Consider the following 17,610-nt stretch of genomic DNA (forward strand, 5'->3'; position numbering starts at 1 on the left):
CCCCGCGCCTTATTCCGCCAGCCGCTGGCTGATCACGGTGGAGACGCCGTCGCCGCGCATGGTGACGCCGTAGAGGGCGTCGGCCACCTCCATGGTGCGCTTCTGGTGCGTAATGATGATCAGCTGGCTGGACTCGCGCAGCTCCCGGAAAATGGTGAGGAGCCGGCCCAGGTTGGTGTCGTCCAGCGCGGCCTCCACCTCGTCCATCACGTAGAAGGGTGACGGGCGGGCCTTGAAGATGGCCACCAGCAGTGCGACGGCGGTCAGCGAGCGTTCCCCGCCGGACAGCAGGGAGAGCCGCTTGATTTTCTTGCCCGCCGGACGCGCCTCCACCTCAATGCCGGTGGTGAGCATGTTTGCGGGATCCGTCAGCACCAGCCGGCCCTCGCCGCCCGGGAACAGGGTGGCAAAGACCCGTTCAAACTGCACCGCGGTGTCGGCGAAGGCTGCGCGGAAGACCTGCTCCACCCGCGCGTCCACCTCCTTGATGATGGCCAGCAAATCCCGGCGGCTGGACCGCAGGTCCTCCAGCTGGCTGCTGAGGAAGAGGTGGCGCTCCTCCAGTGCGGCAAATTCCTCCAACGCCAGCGGATTGACCTTGCCCAGCGCGGCGAGGTCACGCTGGGCCTGCTTGAGCCGGGCCTCCTGCTCGGCGCGGACAAACACGGTGCCCTCGCGCAGCTCCTCGCCGTCGCCGTCCACCGGTACGCGCAGGGCAGCCCACTTGTCCCCCGGCCCGGCCGACGCGGCCGGCACCGGGACGTCGGGCCCGTACTCGGCCACCAGATGGTCAGCGGTCAGGCCCAGGTCCTCCAAGGCCTTGGCCTCGAGGGCCTCGATCCGCGAGCGCGTGGCGGCGCGCGCCAGTTCGTCGCGGTGCACGGAATCGGTGAGGATGGACAGCTCCTGCTCCAGCCCGGCAGCCTCGATGCGCAGGCCAGCCAGCTCGGCGTCGCGGTGGGTGCGGGCCTCCTCCGCCGCATCGCGGTCCCGGCCGGCCACCGCCAGCGAGAGGTCCACGCAGCGCAGCAGGTGCTCGGCGGCGGTGGCCACCGCGGCGGCCTTGCGGGCCGCGAAGGCGCGGCGGCGCGCACGCTCGGCGGCCTGCTCGCGGGCAAGGCGCTCCGTGGCGGCGGTCCGCTCCAGCGCCCCCGCGCGGTTGCCCACGGCTGTGTGCTGCTCCTGGGCCGAGCGCAGGCCCAGCCGGGCCTCCATCTCGGCGGCGCGCGCGGCCGTGGCCGCCAGCGCCAGCCCATCGCGGCGGTCGGTGGATGGTTCCTCCTCCACCGGGGCCGCCTGGGCCGCGGCCAGCCGTGCGGCGGCTTCGGCGACGGCGGACTCGGCAGCGGTCAGGTTCAGCACTGCGGCGGCCTGTGCTGCGCCCGCCCGCCCACTCTCCCCCTCGGCCGAACGCAGGGTGGCGCCGAGCTGGCCAAGCCTCCCGGCGGCATCGGCATACCTGGCCTGGGCAGCGCGCAGGCGTGCCTGGGCGCCGTCGGCCGCACTCTGCGCCTCGGCGCGCCGGGCCATGGCACCGGACTGTGCCGCGCGGATCCGGTCGGACTCCACCGACACCTCGGCCAGTGCGGCAGCGGCCTCGTCGACGCTGGCGGCCAGCTCCAGCAGGGACGGTGCGCCGGCCGAGCCGCCGCTGGCCTTCCACGCACCCAGGACATCGCCGTCGGCTGTCACGGCGGTCAGCTGCGGATGCCGGGCCACCAGCCGGGCGGCCTGGGCCAGATCCTGCACCAGCACCACTTCGTCCAGCAGCGCGCCCACGCTCGCGGCCAGGGCTGCCGGGCAGCGGACGACGGCGGCCGCCGGCAGGGAGCCGTCCTCGCCGGCCAGCGCGGCGGCCACGCTGGAGGGCACGGGCAGGGGCTGGAGTTCCCCCACCGTGCTGGTGCCGGACAAAACCGTACCCGCGGTGGCGGTGCCGGCCACCAGCAGGGACAACCTGCCGCCGTCGTGCGCCTTCACCAGGTCCAGGGCGGCCACGGCCGCGGCCACATCCACCACTGCCACCGCGCCGGCTGCCGCGCCCAGGGCGGCGGCAATCGCGCTCTCGTGGCCGGCGTCGACGCCCAGCAGGTCCGACACGGCACTGAGCACCCCAGGCTGGCCGGCCGCCAGCAGTGCGGCCGTCCCGTCCTTGCGCCGCAGCCCCGCGGACAGGGCCTCGACCCGGGCGGTGAGGGCAGCATGCCGGCGCTCGGCGTCATGCTGGCGCTCGGTGAGCCCTGCGACCTCCGCGAGCACCGCGGCCAGCGCGGCGTCGGCGGACGCGCACTCCACCCCGAGGGCATCCCTGGCCTCCACCGCGCCCGCCAGTTGCGCGTCAAGCACCTCGACCTGGGCCGCGGCGGCCCGGCGGCGTTCCTCGCCCGCCCCGGCGGCCTGTGCCAGCCGGCCGATCTCCGCCTGGGCCGATTCGGCGCGCGATTGGGCCGAGCCCAGCACGCCCGCCAGCTTGGCCAGTCCTTCTCGCCGGTCGGCCGTGGCGCGCAACAGGGCCGTCAGCCGGGCATCCTCGGCACGGGCGGCGTCCTCCGTGGCGGCCTTTGCGGTCACTGCCTCGGCCAGGGCGGTTCCCCGGGCGGCGATATCGGCGGCCAGCGCGGCCGCCTCGGCCCGGAGCCGTCCGGCCTGCTGAGCCAGCCTGTCAGGATCGCGGCTGGGGTCCGGCTGTGGCGCGGCCGCCGCCAGCAGCCGGCGCCGCTCGGTGGCCAGCACGCCCAGGGCGCGCAGCCGCTCCTTCGCCGCGGCAAGCTGGTACCAATTGTCCCGGGCAGCATTGAGCACCGGGACGGCGGCGGCCGCAGCCTCCTCAAGCTCCGCCTGCCGCCGGCGCCGGGAGGACAGGCTCACGTCCACCGCGGCGCGGCGTTCCTTGACGGCTGTCTCGTCCGCCTCCTCGCGGGCGACGGTGCGCACCAGCTGCACCAGATCGTCGGCCAGCAGCCGGGCCCGGGCATCGCGGACGTCAAACTGTACGGTCTGGGCGCGCCGGGCCACCTCGGCCTGTTTGCCCAGCGGCGTCAGTTGGCGGCGGATCTCAGCGCTCAGGTCGCCCAGCCGGGCCAGATTAGCCGCCATGCCCTCCAACTTGCGCAGCGTCTTTTCCTTGCGCCGACGGTGCTTGAGGATGCCGGCGGCCTCCTCAATGAAGCCCCGCCGATCCTCCGGGGTGGCGTGCAGGATCTTGTCCAGCTGCCCCTGGCCGACAATGACGTGCATCTCGCGGCCCAGGCCGGAGTCGGAGAGCAGTTCCTGGATGTCCAGCAGCCGGGCCGGGCTGGAGTTGATGGCGTATTCGGAGCCGCCGGTGCGGAACAGGGTCCGCGAGATGGTGACCTCGTTGTAGTCGATCGGCAGCGCGCCGTCGGAGTTGTCGATGGTGAGCGAGACGTGGGCGCGGCCCAGCGGCGGGCGTGCGGCCGTCCCGGCGAAGATGATGTCCTCCATCTTGCCCCCGCGCAGGGTCTTGGCGCCCTGCTCGCCCATGACCCAGGCCAGGGCATCCACCACATTGGATTTTCCCGAGCCGTTGGGGCCGACGACGGCTGTCACTCCGGGCTCGAAATCGAAGGTGGTGGCGGAGGCAAATGACTTGAATCCACGGACGGTGAGACTCTTCAAATGCACTGTGGTTCGGCTCCTGGGTGGGTGGGTGTCCCTCAAATCTACTGCGTCCGCCGGCCATCCTTGCCGATTTTGTCCCGAATGTGGGCCAAAGTATGCCTCGGCGCGCATGTGCGGGAACCACGGCCGGGGGTGCATAGTTAAGATTTCGGGCCAGACGCACCACTTTTGCCCCAACGCATGCACCACGGCACCCACGACAGACGGATAAAGGCACGCTATTGACCGGCAATGCAACGTTCAGGCACCACACCGCGGCTTTGTTGGCCGTGACAAGCATTGAGGCGCCGCTGGTGGTCACCTCGGCCGACTTTGACGAAAGGCTGGCGCCGAGCCTCAAACGGCTGCGCCTGTCCAAACGGATGCTTGAACGAGTTGCCGGCGTGCACGAACGCCGCTGGTGGTCTCCGGGCACGGAATTCGACGACGCCGCGACCGAAGCCGGTGCCAAGGCGCTGGCCGAAGCCGGCATCGAGCCGGGGCAGATCGGCCTGCTGATCAACACCTCCGTGACGCGCCGGAACCTGGAGCCGTCCGTGGCCGTGAAGATCCACAACGGGCTGGGGCTGCCGTCGTCGGCGATGAACTTTGACCTGGCCAACGCGTGCCTCGGCTTCGTCAACGGGATCACTCTGGCCGCCAGCATGATCGACTCCGGGCAGATCAAGTACGCCCTGATCGTGGCCGGCGAGGACGCCCAGGCCACCCAGGAAACCACCTTCCGCCGGCTCAATGATGCCTCCTCCACCCGGGCGGACTATCTGCGCGAATTCGCCACGCTGACCCTGGGCTCCGGCGCCGCCGCCGCCGTCATCGGCCCGGCCGACCTCCACCCGCGATCGCACCGGATCATCGGCGGGGTCTCGCGCGCCGGCACCGAACACCACGAGCTGTGCGTGGGCGGTCCCGATGGCATGTTCACCGACACCAAGGGGCTGCTGGACAACGGCCTGGAGCTGGTGCTCAACGCCTGGCACGGGGCCCACCGCGATGGCTGGGACTGGAAGTCCATGGACCGCTACGTCACCCACCAGGTCTCCAACTCCTACACCAATGCCATCATCAAGGCCGTGAACCTGGCCAAGGACAAGGTCCCTATCACGTTCCCCAAGTGGGGCAATGTGGGACCTGCCTCGCTGCCCATGACGCTGGCCCAGGAGGCGCAGACGCTCAACCCCGGCGATCGGGTGCTGTGCATGGGCGTTGGCTCCGGGCTGAACACCGCCATGCTGGAGATCGCGTGGTAGCGGCGCCCTGGCCCGGCGTGGACGCCGCGTGGTCCCGGTTTGTCCAGGTGCCCTCCACCGCTGGCGTCGACCCGGCCGGAACCGTGCACAAGTGGCATGTTCTGGACAATGCCGGCGAACTGGCCGCCGCGGGGCTGGCGCCGGTGGGCACGCTGCTGTGCGTGCACGGCAATCCCACCTGGTCGTACCTGTGGCGGTCCCTGCTGGCCGGAGCCGCCGCCGCATCGGGCGGGCCCTGGCGCGTGGTGGCCGTGGACCAGCTGGACATGGGCTTCTCCGCCCGCACGGGCACCTTCCGCCGGCTGGCGGACCGCGTCACCGACCTGTCCGACCTGTCCGCCGCGCTGGGCCTGAAGGGCCCCGTGGTCACGGTGGGCCATGACTGGGGCGGCCTCATCTCCCTGGGGTGGGCGCTGGCCCACCCGGGCCTGCTGGCCGGCGTCGTGCTGACCAACACAGCCGTCCACCCCGCGGGCTTTTCGCTGCCGCCCTCGCTCCGGCTGGCACTGCACCCTGCCGTCCACCGCTGGGGCACGACGACGTCGGCCGCCTTCCTGCGCGTCACCCACGCCCTGGCCCAGCCTGCCCTGGCCCCGGCCGTGCGGGATGCCTTTATGGCCCCGTACCGCACCGCGCGGCGCCGCGCAGGGGTGGGCAACTTTGTCGCCGACATCCCGGCCACCGAGGAGCACCCGAGCTGGCCGGCCCTGGCCGCGGTGTCGGAGGGGATCCGCGCCCTGGCGGTGCCGGCCCTGTTGATGTGGGGCCCCAAGGACCCGGTGTTCTCCGACAGGTACCTGCGCGACCTGGTGGAGAGGCTGCCGCACGCCGATGTGCACCGCTTTGAGGGCGCCAGCCATCTGCTGCCCGAGGACCGGGACATCGCGACACCTGCCTTCGACTGGCTGGCCGCACATGTCCTGGCGTCCGACGGCGGCCTGACCGCCGGCCGCGCAGCTGCCCCGTCCGGTGCCGCCGCCGGCCCCGCCGGCTACACACCCATGCTGGCCGAGCTGGACGCCCGCACCGGCGACGACTCGGTGGCGGTGGTCGACATGGCCCCCGCCGGCGGCGCATCCTCCGGGGCGGACCGCTCGCTGTCCTGGGCCGGATTGGCCGCCCGCGTGGACGATCTGGCCGCCGGGCTGGCCTCGATCGGCGTGTCCGCCGGCGACCGCGTCAGCCTGCTGGTGCCCCCGGGCATCGAGCTGACCACGCTGATCTACGCCTGCCTGCGCCTGGGCGCCGTGATTGTCGTGGCCGACGCCGGTCTGGGCACCGCAGGCCTCAGCCGTGCCGTCAAGGGCGCCGGGCCCGGATACCTGGTCGGCATCGACCGCGCCCTGGCCGGCGCGAGGCTGTACAACTGGCCGGGCGTGAAGATTTCCGCCGGGGCACCGGCCGGCCGCACCGGGCTGGCCACGCACCGCGCCGGGCTGGCCACGCACCGCGCCCTGGGCGTGGCCGCAACAGTCCCCGAACTGCTCGAGAAGGGCCGCCGGCTCCGCCATACGGGGACGGCAGCGGTATTCGCGGCAGCGGCGCCCGACGCCGACGCCGCCGTGCTGTTCACCTCCGGGTCCACCGGTCCGGCCAAGGGTGTCGTCTACACGCACCGCCAGCTCGCGGCCATGCGCGACACCCTGCGGGCCACGTACAACCTCAAGGCCGGTTCCGCCCTGGTGGCAGGGTTCGCACCGTTCGCGCTGCTCGGCCCGGCCCTGGGCGCCACCTCCGTCACCCCCGACATGGACGTCACGGCCCCGCGCACGCTGACGGCGGCGGCGCTGGCCGACGCCGCGGCCGCCGTCGGCGCCACCACCGTGTTTGCCTCCCCCGCCGCCCTGGACAACGTGCTGGCCACCGCCGCAATGCTCACCGGCGGCCAACGGCAGGCGCTGGCCGCCGTCGAGCTGGTGCTCTCCGCCGGCGCTCCCATTCCGGAGCCGCTGCTGGCAAGGGTGCAGGATCTGCTGCCCCAGGCGGGCGTGCACACGCCCTACGGCATGACGGAGGCCCTGCCCGTCACGGACATCGACCTGCCCGGCATCCGCGCCGCGGGGACCGGCAACGGCGTCTGTGTCGGGACCGCGGTCGCCGGTGCCACCGTGGCCATCGCCCCGCTCGGCGCGGATGGGGTGCCCGGCAACACGCCGGAGACCACGCCCGGCGCCACCGGGGAAATCCTGGTCAGCGCCCCGCACGTCAAGGACCGCTACGACCGGTTGTGGATCACCCAGGCCCAGAGCGCCTCGATCCCCGGCTGGCACCGCACCGGCGATGTTGGCCATCTGGACGCGGCCGGACGGCTGTGGGTGGAGGGCCGTCTCGGGCATGTGCTGGCCACCGCCGAGGGTGTGCGCACCCCGGTGGCCGCCGAACACGCCGCCGCCACGGTTGGCGCGGTGGCCCGCGCCGCCGTCGTTGGCGTGGGCCCGGCCGGCGCACAGGTGGCAGTGGCCGTCGTTGAGACGGCGCCGCCCGCGGCCAAGGCCGGCCCTGCCCCCGCGGAGGTGTCCGCAGCGGTGCGCGCGGCCGTGGCGGAGCGCACCGGGCTGGAACTGGCCGCCGTCGTCACCATCCCGCGGCTGCCCACGGACATCCGGCACAACTCGAAGGTTGACCGCACCGCACTGGCGGCCTGGGCCGCACGTCTGCTCTCCGGGGCCAGGGCCGGGAAGCCGTGAGCCGCAGGGTTCTGGTCACGGGCGCCAGCGGCCTGCTCGGCGGTGCCGTGGCCAGCCTCCTGGCGGCCAAGGGCCACTCGGTGCGCACCTTCCAGCGCGGCCCGCTGGCGCTCCCGGGCCACGGGGCGCCCATCGAATCCGTCCGCGCCTCCGTGGCGGATCCGGCGGCCGTGGCGCGGGCCGTGGACGGCGTCGACGCCGTTCTCCACCTGGCGGCCAAGGTCTCCATCACTGGGGACTGGAGCGAGTTCGAAGCCACCAACATTGGCGGCACCCGCACCCTGCTCGCGGCCGCGCGGGCCGCCGGAGTGCGCGATTTCGTCTTCGTGTCCTCCCCCTCCGTGGCGCATTTTGGCGCCTCCATCGCGGGCGAGGGCGCCGGGCCGGCGGATCCGGACCGCGCGCATGGACACTATGCCCGGTCCAAGGCCGCCGCCGAGCTGCTGGCCCTGGCCGAGGACTCCCCGGCCTTCCGGGTCACTGCCATTCGCCCGCATGTGGTCTGGGGTCCCGGCGACACCCAGCTGGTGGAACGCGTCCTCGAACGAGCCCGGGCCGGGAGACTGCCACTGCTCAGCCACGGGGCCGCGCTGATCGACACCACCTACATCGACAATGCCGCCGCCGCGATCGTGCGCGGACTGGAGCGGATGGACCACGCCCACGGCCAGGCCCTGGTGGTCACCAACGGCCAGCCCCGGCCGGTGGGCGAGCTGATCGCCGGCATCTGCACCGCCGCGGGCGTGGCACCGCCGTCGCGCTCGGTCCCCGGCTGGCTGGCCCGGAACGCGGGCTCGGCCATCGAGCGGCTCTGGGACGCCGCCGGACGGCATGGCTGGGTGCACGACGAGCCGCCGATGACCCGGTTCCTGGCCGAGCAGCTTTCCACGGCGCACTGGTTCGACCAACGGCACACCCGGGCCGTGCTGGACTGGCGCCCCGAGGTCACCATCGAGGAAGGCCTCCAACGCCTCGCCGCCCACTACCGCGCCGGTTGACCCCCGCGGGTTGAGCGTCTCCGCTGGTTGAGCCCATCGAAACCCCATGTGCTGAACGTCTGAGGCCTCGGCTTCGCTCGATCAACGAGACCACCGGCCCAATATGTGTTTTCTCACGTCCGCGACGGCGTGTGACCGCGCTGGCTTGGAGGTAGGACCTACCGAACGATAAGTTCGCTCAATGCCTGTTTCACAAAATATTCCACCCACCACTGCCCCCAAAACGGCCGGCTCGGTAGTCATTCGTCGGCCAAGGACGTGGCCAACGCCCTGGCCTACCAGCAGGGACCGCAGAAGGGTGCCTTTGCCGTCGTCGTCCTGGCGTTGGGCGGCATCTTCATGGATGCCTACGATTTCTCCTCGCTGGCCTTCGGCATCACGCAGATCAAGACGCAGTTCGGCCTGGATCCGTTCACCACGGGTCTGGTCAACGCCTCCATCTTCGTCGGCGCCGTCATTGGCGCCCTGGGCGGCGGCTACCTCGTGGACCGCTTCGGCCGCTACCGCCTGTTCATGGCGGACATGGTGTTCTTCGTGGTCGCTGCCCTGGGCTGTGCACTGTCCCCCAACGAGTGGTGGCTGATCTTCTTCCGCGTCATTATGGGCATCGGCGTGGGCCTTGACCTGCCCGTCGCCATGGCCTTCCTGGCCGAGTTCTCCCGGCTGCGCGGCAAGGGCAACCGGAACCAGCGCGTGAACTCCTGGTCGCCGGCCTGGTACGGTGCCACCGGTGTCGGGTACGTCATCGTGCTGATCCTCTTCCTTTCCCTGCCCGCCGCCCAGTACGACCACCTGTGGCGCTTTGTGGTGGGCTTTGGCGCCGTGCCGGCCCTCGTGGTGCTGGTGGTCCGCCGCAGCTACCTGGCCGAATCCCCGCAGTGGCTGGCCAACCAGGGCGACCTCACCGGCGCCGTGGACATCCTGCGCAGCAAGCACAACATCGACGCCGTGCTGGCCGAGAAGTCCGAGCTGGACCTGGCCCGCCCGCCCAAGACCTCGGCCAAGAGCTTCGGCGTGCTGTTCTCCCCGCGCTACCGGATGCGCACCATTGCCGCGATCTGCGTGAGCGTGTTCTCCACGTTCGGCTACAACGCCGTCGCCTATGGCACGCCGCTGATCATCTCCACCATGTTCAAGCAGGGCCCGCTGGTGACCATCCTGTCCTCGCTGGTGATCAACTTCGGCTTCGGCGTCGGTGGTGGCCTGTTGGGCGTTGCTCTGGTCTCCCGCACCGGTGCCCGCAACCTGGCCATCATCGGCTTTGCCGTCCAGACGGCCTCGCTGCTGGTGCTGGCCCTCCTGGGCCTGCCGCAGGGCGTGCTGGTGGTCTTCGCGGTGCTGATGCTGGCGACGTTCATCTTCTTCCAGGCCATGGGCCCGGGTGCACAGCTGATGGCGTACTCCACGCTGAGCTACCCCACGTCCCTGCGCGGGGTGGGCATCGGCTTCACCAGGCCGTGCAGCGCTCGTTCAGCATCGTGTCGCTGATCGCCTTCCCGGTGCTGGCGACGGCCCTGCAGACAAATGTCTTCTGGATCATCGCCCTGGCGCCGCTGCTGGGCACCCTCGCCGTCGTGCTGATCAAGTGGGACCCCACCGGCAAGGACGTCGACGCCGAGGAGACGTACATAACCGCGTAAAACCCTTCATCTGTGCGACAGTAAACGCTCCCATGGACGTCCATGGGAGCGTTTGCTGTTGCACAGTTGAACGACGACGGCGGCGGGCGGGCTACCAGCGTCCGTTGCGGGGCTTGGGCTGGCAGACCGGGCAGCTGTAGGCCGAGCGGTTCATGAAGGAATCGCGCCGGATCCTCGTGTCCAGCCCCAGCTCCGCGCAGCGCGGGCAGGGTTCCCCCTCGCGGCCATAGGCGTTCAGCGAGCGGGCAAAGTAGCCCGAGGCCCCATTGACGTTGACATAGAGCGAGTCGAAGCTGGTGCCGCCGGCGGCCAGGGCGCGCAGCATCACGTCCCGGCTGGCTTGGATCACCTGCTCCGTTTCACTGCGGCGCAGCGTATCGGTGGCGCGGGCGTAGTGGAGCTTGGCCGCCCAGAGGGCCTCGTCCGCATAGATGTTGCCGATGCCCGAGACCATCCCCTGGTCCAGCAGCGCCCGCTTCAGGCCGGTCTTGCGGGCGCGCAGCCGCGCATGCACGGCGTCCACGGAAAAGGCGGGGTCCAGCGGGTCGCGGGCAATGTGCGCCGCCTCGTCGGGGATCAGCGGCCAATCGGAGGTGCCTGTGCCGCCGGGCAGTCCATCGGCGGTGGGCACCAGGGAGGTGATGAAGAGCCCGCCAAAGATCCGCTGGTCCACAAAGCGCAGCTGCTCCGGTTCGCCGTCGCGGGCGGACAGCCGGAGGCGGACCTTGAGGTGTTTTTCATCGGGCTGGGCGGCATCCTGCATCAGCAGCTGCCCGCTCATGCCCAGATGGGCCACCAGCGCGGTGTGCGGCACGGTGGGTTCGCCGCTGTCGGACTGGGGCATGTCGGACAGAGGCATCCAGAGGAACTTGCCGCGGCGGACGACATCCAAAACTGTGGCGCCGGCCAGATTGCCGGTGAAGTCTTCGCTCCCGAGCCCGTGGCGCCGGATGGAGCGGGCGTCCACGACGTCGACGCCGGTGACGGTGCGCCCGGCGACCCAGCGGGCCAGGCCGCGGCGGACCACCTCAACCTCGGGAAGTTCAGGCATTGCCGGCCGGGGCCGCGGCACCTTCGTCGCTGGTGTCGCGGGCGGCCAGGGCCTTCCACGCATCGGCGGCGGCCTCCTGCTCGGCTTCCTTCTTGGAGTTGCCGTTGCCGGTGCCCCAGGCGTTGCCGCCGATCATCAGCGTGGCGGTGAAGCTGCGGGCGTGGTCCGGGCCGGCCCCGTCCACCACGTATTGGATCTGGCCCAGGTTCTCGGCCGCGGAGATCTCCTGGATGTTGGTCTTCCAGTCCGTGCCGGCGCCCAGGGCGGTGGCGTCGGCCAGCAGTGGGCCGACCAGGCGCATCACGAGGTCGCGCGCGGTGAAAATGTCATTGCTGAGGTAGGTGGCGCCGATGAGCGCTTCCATGGTGTCCGCCAGGATGGATGACTTGTTCTTGCCATTGGTCAGGCGTTCGCCCTGGCCCAGGTAGATGAAGTCCCCCACGCCCAGGCCGCGCGCAATGCCGGCCAGGGCGCGGGTGCTCACGACGGCGGAGCGGCGCTTGGCCAGATCGCCCTCGGGCAGGTCCGGGTGGTCCCGGTACAGCGCATCGGTCACGGAGAAGCCCAGGATGGAGTCGCCCAGGAATTCAAGGCGCTCATTGGTGGGGATCCCGCCGTTTTCATAGGCGTAGGACCGGTGCGTCAGGGCAAGACGAAGCGTCCCGGCATCAATAGTGACGCCGAGACGCTTCAACAGCAGTTGATGCCTGTCCCCGGACTTCGGTTGGTCCGTCATCTGGGGCACAGCGGCATCTCCTGCAGAAATATTCAATCCAGTACTACTGAAACCGGACGTCTTTAGACGTCGGCTACCTTGCGGCCCTTGTATTCAAGGAACAGTGCGGTACCGGCGGAGTCGGTGACGACCTTGGCCTGGTGCGGCATGCTGTATTCAACCTCACCGTTTACGATGGTCTTGACCAGGGCGGGCGCGGTGGCCTTCCACTGGGCCCGGCGTGCGCGCGTATTGGCACGGGACATCTTCCGCTTGGGAACAGCCACGGCTAACTCTTTTCTCTCGATGACCCCGGGCAAGTTACCCGAGCTCTAACTTCAGCTCTTTGCTAGTTGTCTTTGCCGGTTAAGCCCTGCAGGGCGGCCCACCGAGGATCCAGGACCTCATGGTGGTGCCCCGGCTCATCCGCCAGGTGCACTCCACATTCGGAGCACAGACCCTGGCAGTCTTCCCGGCACACCGGCTGGAACGGCAGGGCGGTTACCACTGCGTCCCGCAACACCGGTTCAAGATCGATGAAATCGCGCTCGACCCAACGTTGCTCTTGCTCGTCCTCTTCCGCGGGGGTGGTGTCTTTCGACCCGTCCTCGTAGAAGAAAAGCTCTTGCACATCAACCTCAAGGTCATACGCAAGGGGATCCAGGCATCTGGCACACTCACCCGTGACATCCACGAGTACGCTGCCGGAAACCAAAATTCCTTCGTGTACGGCCTCAAACCTCAGTTCCAGGTCCATATCGGACCCTTCCTGAACGCCAATGAGCGCCACACCAAAATCCTTTGGTGCTGGCACATGTTCGTTCAGGGTTTTCATGCTGCCTGGGCTGCGCCCAAGATCCTTGACACTAATGGCCAAAGGCGAGCCCGGGTTGGAACTGTTGCCCAACGTGGTTGCGCTAATGAGAACTCCTGTAGAACATATGACCGACGTACCATCTTAGCCCGATAATCCCGCCATCGACAAAACGTCAACGTGGATCCGGAACTGGACGGCCCGGCATGAAGACGGCGGTTCGCCGGCCCTGAAGCACCACGGGGTGCAGGCGGCCGGTTTTCCGCCTTCCCTAGCTTAGTGCCCCGGACCCCGATCCGGCGACGGCGCGCCAGCGGAGAGTTTGCGCATCACGGCGCGCGGCACAAAATCGGAGACATCTCCGCCCAGATCGGACACTTCCTTGATCAGGGTCGAGGACAGGTGCAGGTAGCGGCTCTCCCCCGGAAGGAAGACGGTTTCGACGCCGCTGAGCTGGCGGTTCATCGTGGCCATCGGCAGCTCGTAGTCAAAGTCCGAGGAGGAACGCAGCCCCTTGACGATGGCCGAGGCGCCCTTGTCGTGGCAGAAGTCCGACAGCAGACCGTCACCCATCGGTTCGACAATGATGCCGCTGAGCGCGGAGAACGTGGCGCGGGCCATCTCCAGCCGCTGCTCCAGCGGAAAACGGTACTTCTTGGCGTAATTGGTGGAGACGGCCACGATGACCTCGTCAAAGAGGCCCGACGCCCGCGCAATCACCTCCAGGTGTCCGTTGTGGATCGGGTCAAAGGAGCCAGGGCATACCGCACGTCGCATACGAGCAATGTAGTCCATCAGCGCCTGCCCGCCCCGGCACGCAACGGTGCGGGCCGCCAATTGGTGAAAGAATCGGCACGGGGACTGCCCGCAGCCCTCTTCCATTGCCGATTCCAAGGAGAACCCATGACCAGTCCCTGGCAGCGCAGTGCACGCGGAGCCAACCTCTTGGGCGCCGACGGCACCCTGGGCGTGACCATCTTTGAAGAGATGACCACGCTGGCCCTGGCGCACGGTGCCATCAACCTGGGCCAGGGTTTTCCGGACGAGGACGGCCCCGCCGTCGTCCGCGAGGCGGCCCAGGCGGCCATTGCCGCCGGGGCCAACCAGTACGCCCCGGGCAAGGGCATTGCCGATCTGCGCCTGGCCGTGGCCGAGCACCAGGAACGCTTCTACGGCCTCACCCCGGATCCGGAGGATGAGATCATCATCACCACCGGCGCCACGGAGGCCATCGCCGCCACCTTGCTGGCGCTCGTCGGGCCCGGGGACGAGGTCCTGACCTTTGAGCCTTTCTACGATTCCTACGGCGCCATCATCGCCCTGGCCGGCGCCACCCACACCACCGCTCCCCTGCTGGCCCCGGACTTCCAGCCGGACCTGGCCGCGCTGGAGACCGCCTTCACCGACCGCACCAAGGTGGTGCTGGTGAACAACCCGCACAACCCCACCGGCGCCGTCTTCGGCACGGCCGTGCTCGGCGAGATCGTCCGGCTGGCCCGCAAGCACGACGCCGTGATCGTCACCGATGAGGTGTACGAGCACCTGACCTTCGGTGTTGCCCACATTCCCGTGGCCACGCTGCCCGGTGCCGCCGAGCGGACGCTCACCATCTCCTCGGCCGGCAAGACCTTCTCCTTCACCGGTTGGAAGATCGGCTGGCTCAGCGGCCCCGCGGAGCTGGTGGCGGCGGTGCGCACGGTCAAGCAATTCCTCACCTACAGCTCCGGCACGCCGTTCCAGGGCGCCATCGCCACCGGCCTGCGGCTGGGCGACGAGTTCTACGCGGAGATCGCCGCCACACTGGCGCATAAGCGCGACATCCTCAGTGCGGGCCTGCGGGCCGCGGGACTGGACGTCTACACCCCGGCCGGAACCTACTTCGTCAATGCCGACACCGCCCCGCTGGGCATCACCGATTCCCTGGACCTGGCCCGACGCCTGCCCGAGCTGGTGGGCGTGGCGGCCATCCCGGTCCCGGTCTTCTGCCACCCGGAGGGCGCCGAGCGCACCCGGACCCTGCTGCGCTTCGCCTTCTGCAAGAAGGTGCCGCTGCTCGAGCAGGCGGCGGCGCAGCTGGCCACCCTGCGGGACCGGCTCTAGTGGCCGCTTCGTCGCGGTTTCTGCGCACCAGCGGCGTCCACGCCACCATCGAGCCGGACCGGTGGCGCGAGGGTGCCTGGGTGCTGAGCATTGACGGCGCCGAGCAATCGCATGTGAACCTGGCGGCGCCGGAGGATGTCTTCTATGAGTACCTGCGCCGGATCGCCAATGTTGTGGACCTGGCCGCACCGGCCGGGGAACCGATCCGGGCCCTGCACCTCGGCGCGGGTGCCCTGACCCTGGCCCGCTACATCCAGGCCACCCGGCCCGGATCCGTGCAGCACGCCGTCGAACTCGAGCGCGAGCTCCTGGACTTTGTACTGGCCCAGCTGCCTCTGCCCGAGGGTTCGGTGCTGGCCACCCACATCGGCGACGCGCGGGAGGCCCTGGCCGGGTTCAACGGCGGCCCGGGCTTTGACGTGATCATCCTGGACATCTTCTCCGGGCCCGAGGCGCCGGAGCACATCGCCTGCGAGGACTTCTACCGCGAGGCCGCGGCGCTGCTGGCCGACGACGGCGTGCTGCTGGTCAATGTGGGCGACGAGCCCGGCTTCACCCTGGTCCGCAGCCAGACGGCCGCCCTGCGCCGCGTGCTGGATGGGGTGGCCGCCTACGGCGAATCCTCCCTGTTCAGCGGCCGCTACCCCGGGAACATCATTCTTGCCGGTGTGCAGCGCCCCTGGCCGGCGGCGTGGAGCACCCAGCTGACCGCCCGCGGCCCGCACCCCGCCACGGTCCTTGCCGGCGTCGATCTGGACCAGCTGGCGGACCCGCCGCAGGGCCGCCGTCCGTAGCCGCGGGGAGTTCTCTTGTAGACTCAGCGCCGGTAGACACCCCCGGTTCCGGTGTGCGCGGAGACTGCGCAGCGGACAGTGGTAGGACATCGAATATTTGCAGCACTGGGGCCGGCACCGACCGGACTGGCCAGTGCTGCGGCACGCAACCTTGGAGAAGAATGACTGACGATTTTCACGCGCCCGAGCCAGCCCAGACGACTCATGGCGTTGACAATGTCGGTGGTGGCACCCGGGCCGCCGCCACCCGGAAAAGGCGGCGTATCCTTGGCTCCGGCGCGGGCGCCGCAGTGCTGGCCATCGCGCTCCTGGGGGCTGCCGCCCTCAGTGGCTGCAGCGCTCCGGCCGCCCCCGAAAGCACCAAGTCGTTCCCGGCTTTTGACAAGGCCGAATACGCCCAGATCGGTGCGGCCGCCACCGCCGTTAAGCCCGTGGACGCGACCACCATCAAGGTCGAGGACAAGGGCGTGGGGGAATCGCTCCCGGATTGGCTGATGGGCCTGTCGATTGACACGGATTTCCTCAACGACAATCGGCTGGACCCCACCGGTTCGGACCTCGCGGCAATGCTCAAGCGGCTGGACAAGCCCGTCATCAGGTTTGGTGGGCAGTCGGTCGACAGGCGCTTCTTCTGGACCTCCACGGATGAGCCCATCCCCAACTGGACCCTGAACCCCGCCTACAAGGGTGACAAGCGTCCCATCGTGAAGGTCCAGCCCGCGGACTTGGAGCGTCTGAAGCGGCTCCTGGATGCCTCCGACGGCAAGGTGGTGCTCTCCGCCGACATGGGCCATTTCGACCCCGCCCGCAATGCGGATCTGGCCGCGAACGCCGAGAAGATCCTGGGCGATCGGCTGTTGGGCATCAGCCTGGGCAACGAGCCCAACGGCTACAACCGGACCATGAGCCCCTACTACACGCTGCGCGGCCCCTCCTGGAGCTTTGAGGACTGGGCCAAGGAGGCCGCCCAAGTCGCCGATGCCATGGTCAAGGCGGCGCCCGGCGTGAAGATCGTCGGCCCCGAAGTGTACTCCAATGAATGGTGGAAGAAGTTCGCTGACGCGAAACTGCCCAACATCGGCGCGATGTCGTACCACCACTATCCGTTGAACATTTGCCCCAAGGACGGCGATCCGCTGACGCCATCCATCGAACGGGCCATGTCCCGCTCGCTCGCGGACTCCAGCACCGCCTACAGCGAAGCCGCCGTGAAGGTGGGCAAGTCGGCCAACATTCCCACCTGGCTGACCGAAACGGGCATCTCCACCTGCGCCGGCGCCAATGAGACCACCCGCAAGCATGTTTCGGGCCTGTCGATCGTGAACTATTCCTTGAGCGCGGCCCAGGCTGGCGTTTCCCAGATCGATCTGCACAGCACCCTGGACGCGTGCAAGGGCGGCGCCCCGCTGTCCCCCGTGTGCGACGCGGGCACCTTGAAGGACCCTGCCGGCCAGTTCCACATGCAGCCCGTGTACTACGGCATGATGCTGGTTGGGAATATCGGATCGGGTGAGTTCCAGAAGGTGGACACCGCCGGCGATGAGGACATCTATGGCTACGCCGTCAAGCACGCCGATGGCAGCATGAGTGTGGCCATCGTCAACCAGAATGATCCCACCACCAGCGCCCAGGCGCCCATCACCATCACCCTGCCCCAGGCGGCCGCCACGGGAACCATGACCCAAATGACAGGTCCGGCGTTCGACGCCGCAGACCAGACGCGCATTGATGGTCTTGAGTCCGGCGGCGTCGCCAAGGCTGACCGGGCCCGCATCCCCGGATTCACCGCCGGGTCCTCCACCATTACCTTGCCCCTCACCTCGGGCACCGCAACGGTGCTGACCTTCACGTTCTAACCGCACGGGCCCACGGGCCGTTTTGGGCCGCTCAGGCCTGGAACACCAAGGGGAGGCAGTCCATCC

The 17,610-nt window shown here is 69.6% G+C and carries 14 protein-coding genes; 8 read left to right on the forward strand and 6 right to left on the reverse strand.

Annotated elements, in window-relative coordinates:
* Nucleotides 1-9: 9 nt before the first annotated feature.
* Nucleotides 10-3,645, reverse strand: a complete 3,636-nt coding sequence (gene smc / locus ACQCSX_RS07325) for a chromosome segregation protein SMC (protein ID WP_427018356.1) — start codon at nt 3,643-3,645, stop codon at nt 10-12.
* A 218-nt stretch (nt 3,646-3,863) separates the two neighbouring features.
* On the opposite strand from smc, the gene ACQCSX_RS07330 reads away from it, so the two are divergent.
* The 5 genes from ACQCSX_RS07330 (at nt 3,864) to ACQCSX_RS07350 (ending at nt 10,214) form a co-directional block, all read left to right on the forward strand.
* Entirely contained in the window at nt 3,864-4,889 is a 1,026-nt protein-coding gene (locus ACQCSX_RS07330; protein ID WP_427018357.1) for a 3-oxoacyl-ACP synthase III, read from the forward strand.
* Entirely contained in the window at nt 4,883-7,576 is a 2,694-nt protein-coding gene (locus tag ACQCSX_RS07335; RefSeq protein WP_427018358.1) for an alpha/beta fold hydrolase, read from the forward strand. Before ACQCSX_RS07330 ends, ACQCSX_RS07335 begins: the two co-directional genes overlap by 7 nt.
* Nucleotides 7,573-8,574, forward strand: coding sequence for an NAD-dependent epimerase/dehydratase family protein (locus tag ACQCSX_RS07340; protein ID WP_427018359.1), 1,002 nt, complete (start codon nt 7,573-7,575; stop codon nt 8,572-8,574). The genes ACQCSX_RS07335 and ACQCSX_RS07340 overlap by 4 nt, the downstream gene beginning before the upstream one ends.
* 258 nt (nt 8,575-8,832) lie before the next feature.
* The gene (locus tag ACQCSX_RS07345; protein ID WP_427018360.1) at nt 8,833-10,062 is read left to right on the forward strand and encodes an MFS transporter; all 1,230 of its coding nucleotides are present in this window, start codon (nt 8,833-8,835) and stop codon (nt 10,060-10,062) included.
* Complete coding sequence (locus ACQCSX_RS07350; RefSeq protein ID WP_427018361.1) at nt 10,032-10,214, forward strand: hypothetical protein; 183 nt, start codon at nt 10,032-10,034, stop codon at nt 10,212-10,214. Before ACQCSX_RS07345 ends, ACQCSX_RS07350 begins: the two co-directional genes overlap by 31 nt.
* A gap of 91 nt (nt 10,215-10,305) precedes the next feature.
* Here the strand turns inward: ACQCSX_RS07350 and mutM are convergent, their stop codons facing one another.
* The 5 genes from mutM to coaD form a co-directional block, all read right to left on the reverse strand.
* Nucleotides 10,306-11,265, reverse strand: a complete 960-nt coding sequence (gene mutM / locus ACQCSX_RS07355; protein ID WP_427018362.1) for a bifunctional DNA-formamidopyrimidine glycosylase/DNA-(apurinic or apyrimidinic site) lyase — start codon at nt 11,263-11,265, stop codon at nt 10,306-10,308.
* Nucleotides 11,258-12,001, reverse strand: coding sequence for a ribonuclease III (gene rnc, locus ACQCSX_RS07360; RefSeq protein WP_427018997.1), 744 nt, complete (start codon nt 11,999-12,001; stop codon nt 11,258-11,260). The genes mutM and rnc overlap by 8 nt, the downstream gene beginning before the upstream one ends.
* A gap of 62 nt (nt 12,002-12,063) precedes the next feature.
* Nucleotides 12,064-12,267, reverse strand: a complete 204-nt coding sequence (rpmF, locus tag ACQCSX_RS07365) for a 50S ribosomal protein L32 (RefSeq protein ID WP_427018363.1) — start codon at nt 12,265-12,267, stop codon at nt 12,064-12,066.
* A 62-nt stretch (nt 12,268-12,329) separates the two neighbouring features.
* On the reverse strand, nt 12,330-12,857 hold the full coding sequence (locus ACQCSX_RS07370; protein WP_427018998.1) for a YceD family protein: 528 nt from the start codon (nt 12,855-12,857) through the stop codon (nt 12,330-12,332).
* A gap of 213 nt (nt 12,858-13,070) precedes the next feature.
* Entirely contained in the window at nt 13,071-13,571 is a 501-nt protein-coding gene (gene coaD, locus ACQCSX_RS07375; protein WP_427018364.1) for a pantetheine-phosphate adenylyltransferase, read from the reverse strand.
* Nucleotides 13,572-13,697: 126 nt separating this feature from the next.
* On the opposite strand from coaD, the gene ACQCSX_RS07380 reads away from it, so the two are divergent.
* The 3 genes from ACQCSX_RS07380 (at nt 13,698) to ACQCSX_RS07390 (ending at nt 17,544) form a co-directional block, all read left to right on the forward strand.
* Nucleotides 13,698-14,894, forward strand: coding sequence for an aminotransferase class I/II-fold pyridoxal phosphate-dependent enzyme (locus ACQCSX_RS07380; RefSeq protein ID WP_427018365.1), 1,197 nt, complete (start codon nt 13,698-13,700; stop codon nt 14,892-14,894).
* A complete protein-coding gene (locus ACQCSX_RS07385; protein WP_427018366.1) occupies nt 14,894-15,688 on the forward strand; it encodes a spermidine synthase in 795 nt (264 codons plus the stop codon). The genes ACQCSX_RS07380 and ACQCSX_RS07385 overlap by 1 nt, the downstream gene beginning before the upstream one ends.
* Before the next feature lie 161 nt (nt 15,689-15,849).
* On the forward strand, nt 15,850-17,544 hold the full coding sequence (locus tag ACQCSX_RS07390; protein WP_427018367.1) for a hypothetical protein: 1,695 nt from the start codon (nt 15,850-15,852) through the stop codon (nt 17,542-17,544).
* Nucleotides 17,545-17,610 lie beyond the last annotated feature (66 nt).

It is taken from the genome of Pseudarthrobacter sp. P1, assembly GCF_050156935.1.
Classification (GTDB): domain Bacteria; phylum Actinomycetota; class Actinomycetes; order Actinomycetales; family Micrococcaceae; genus Specibacter.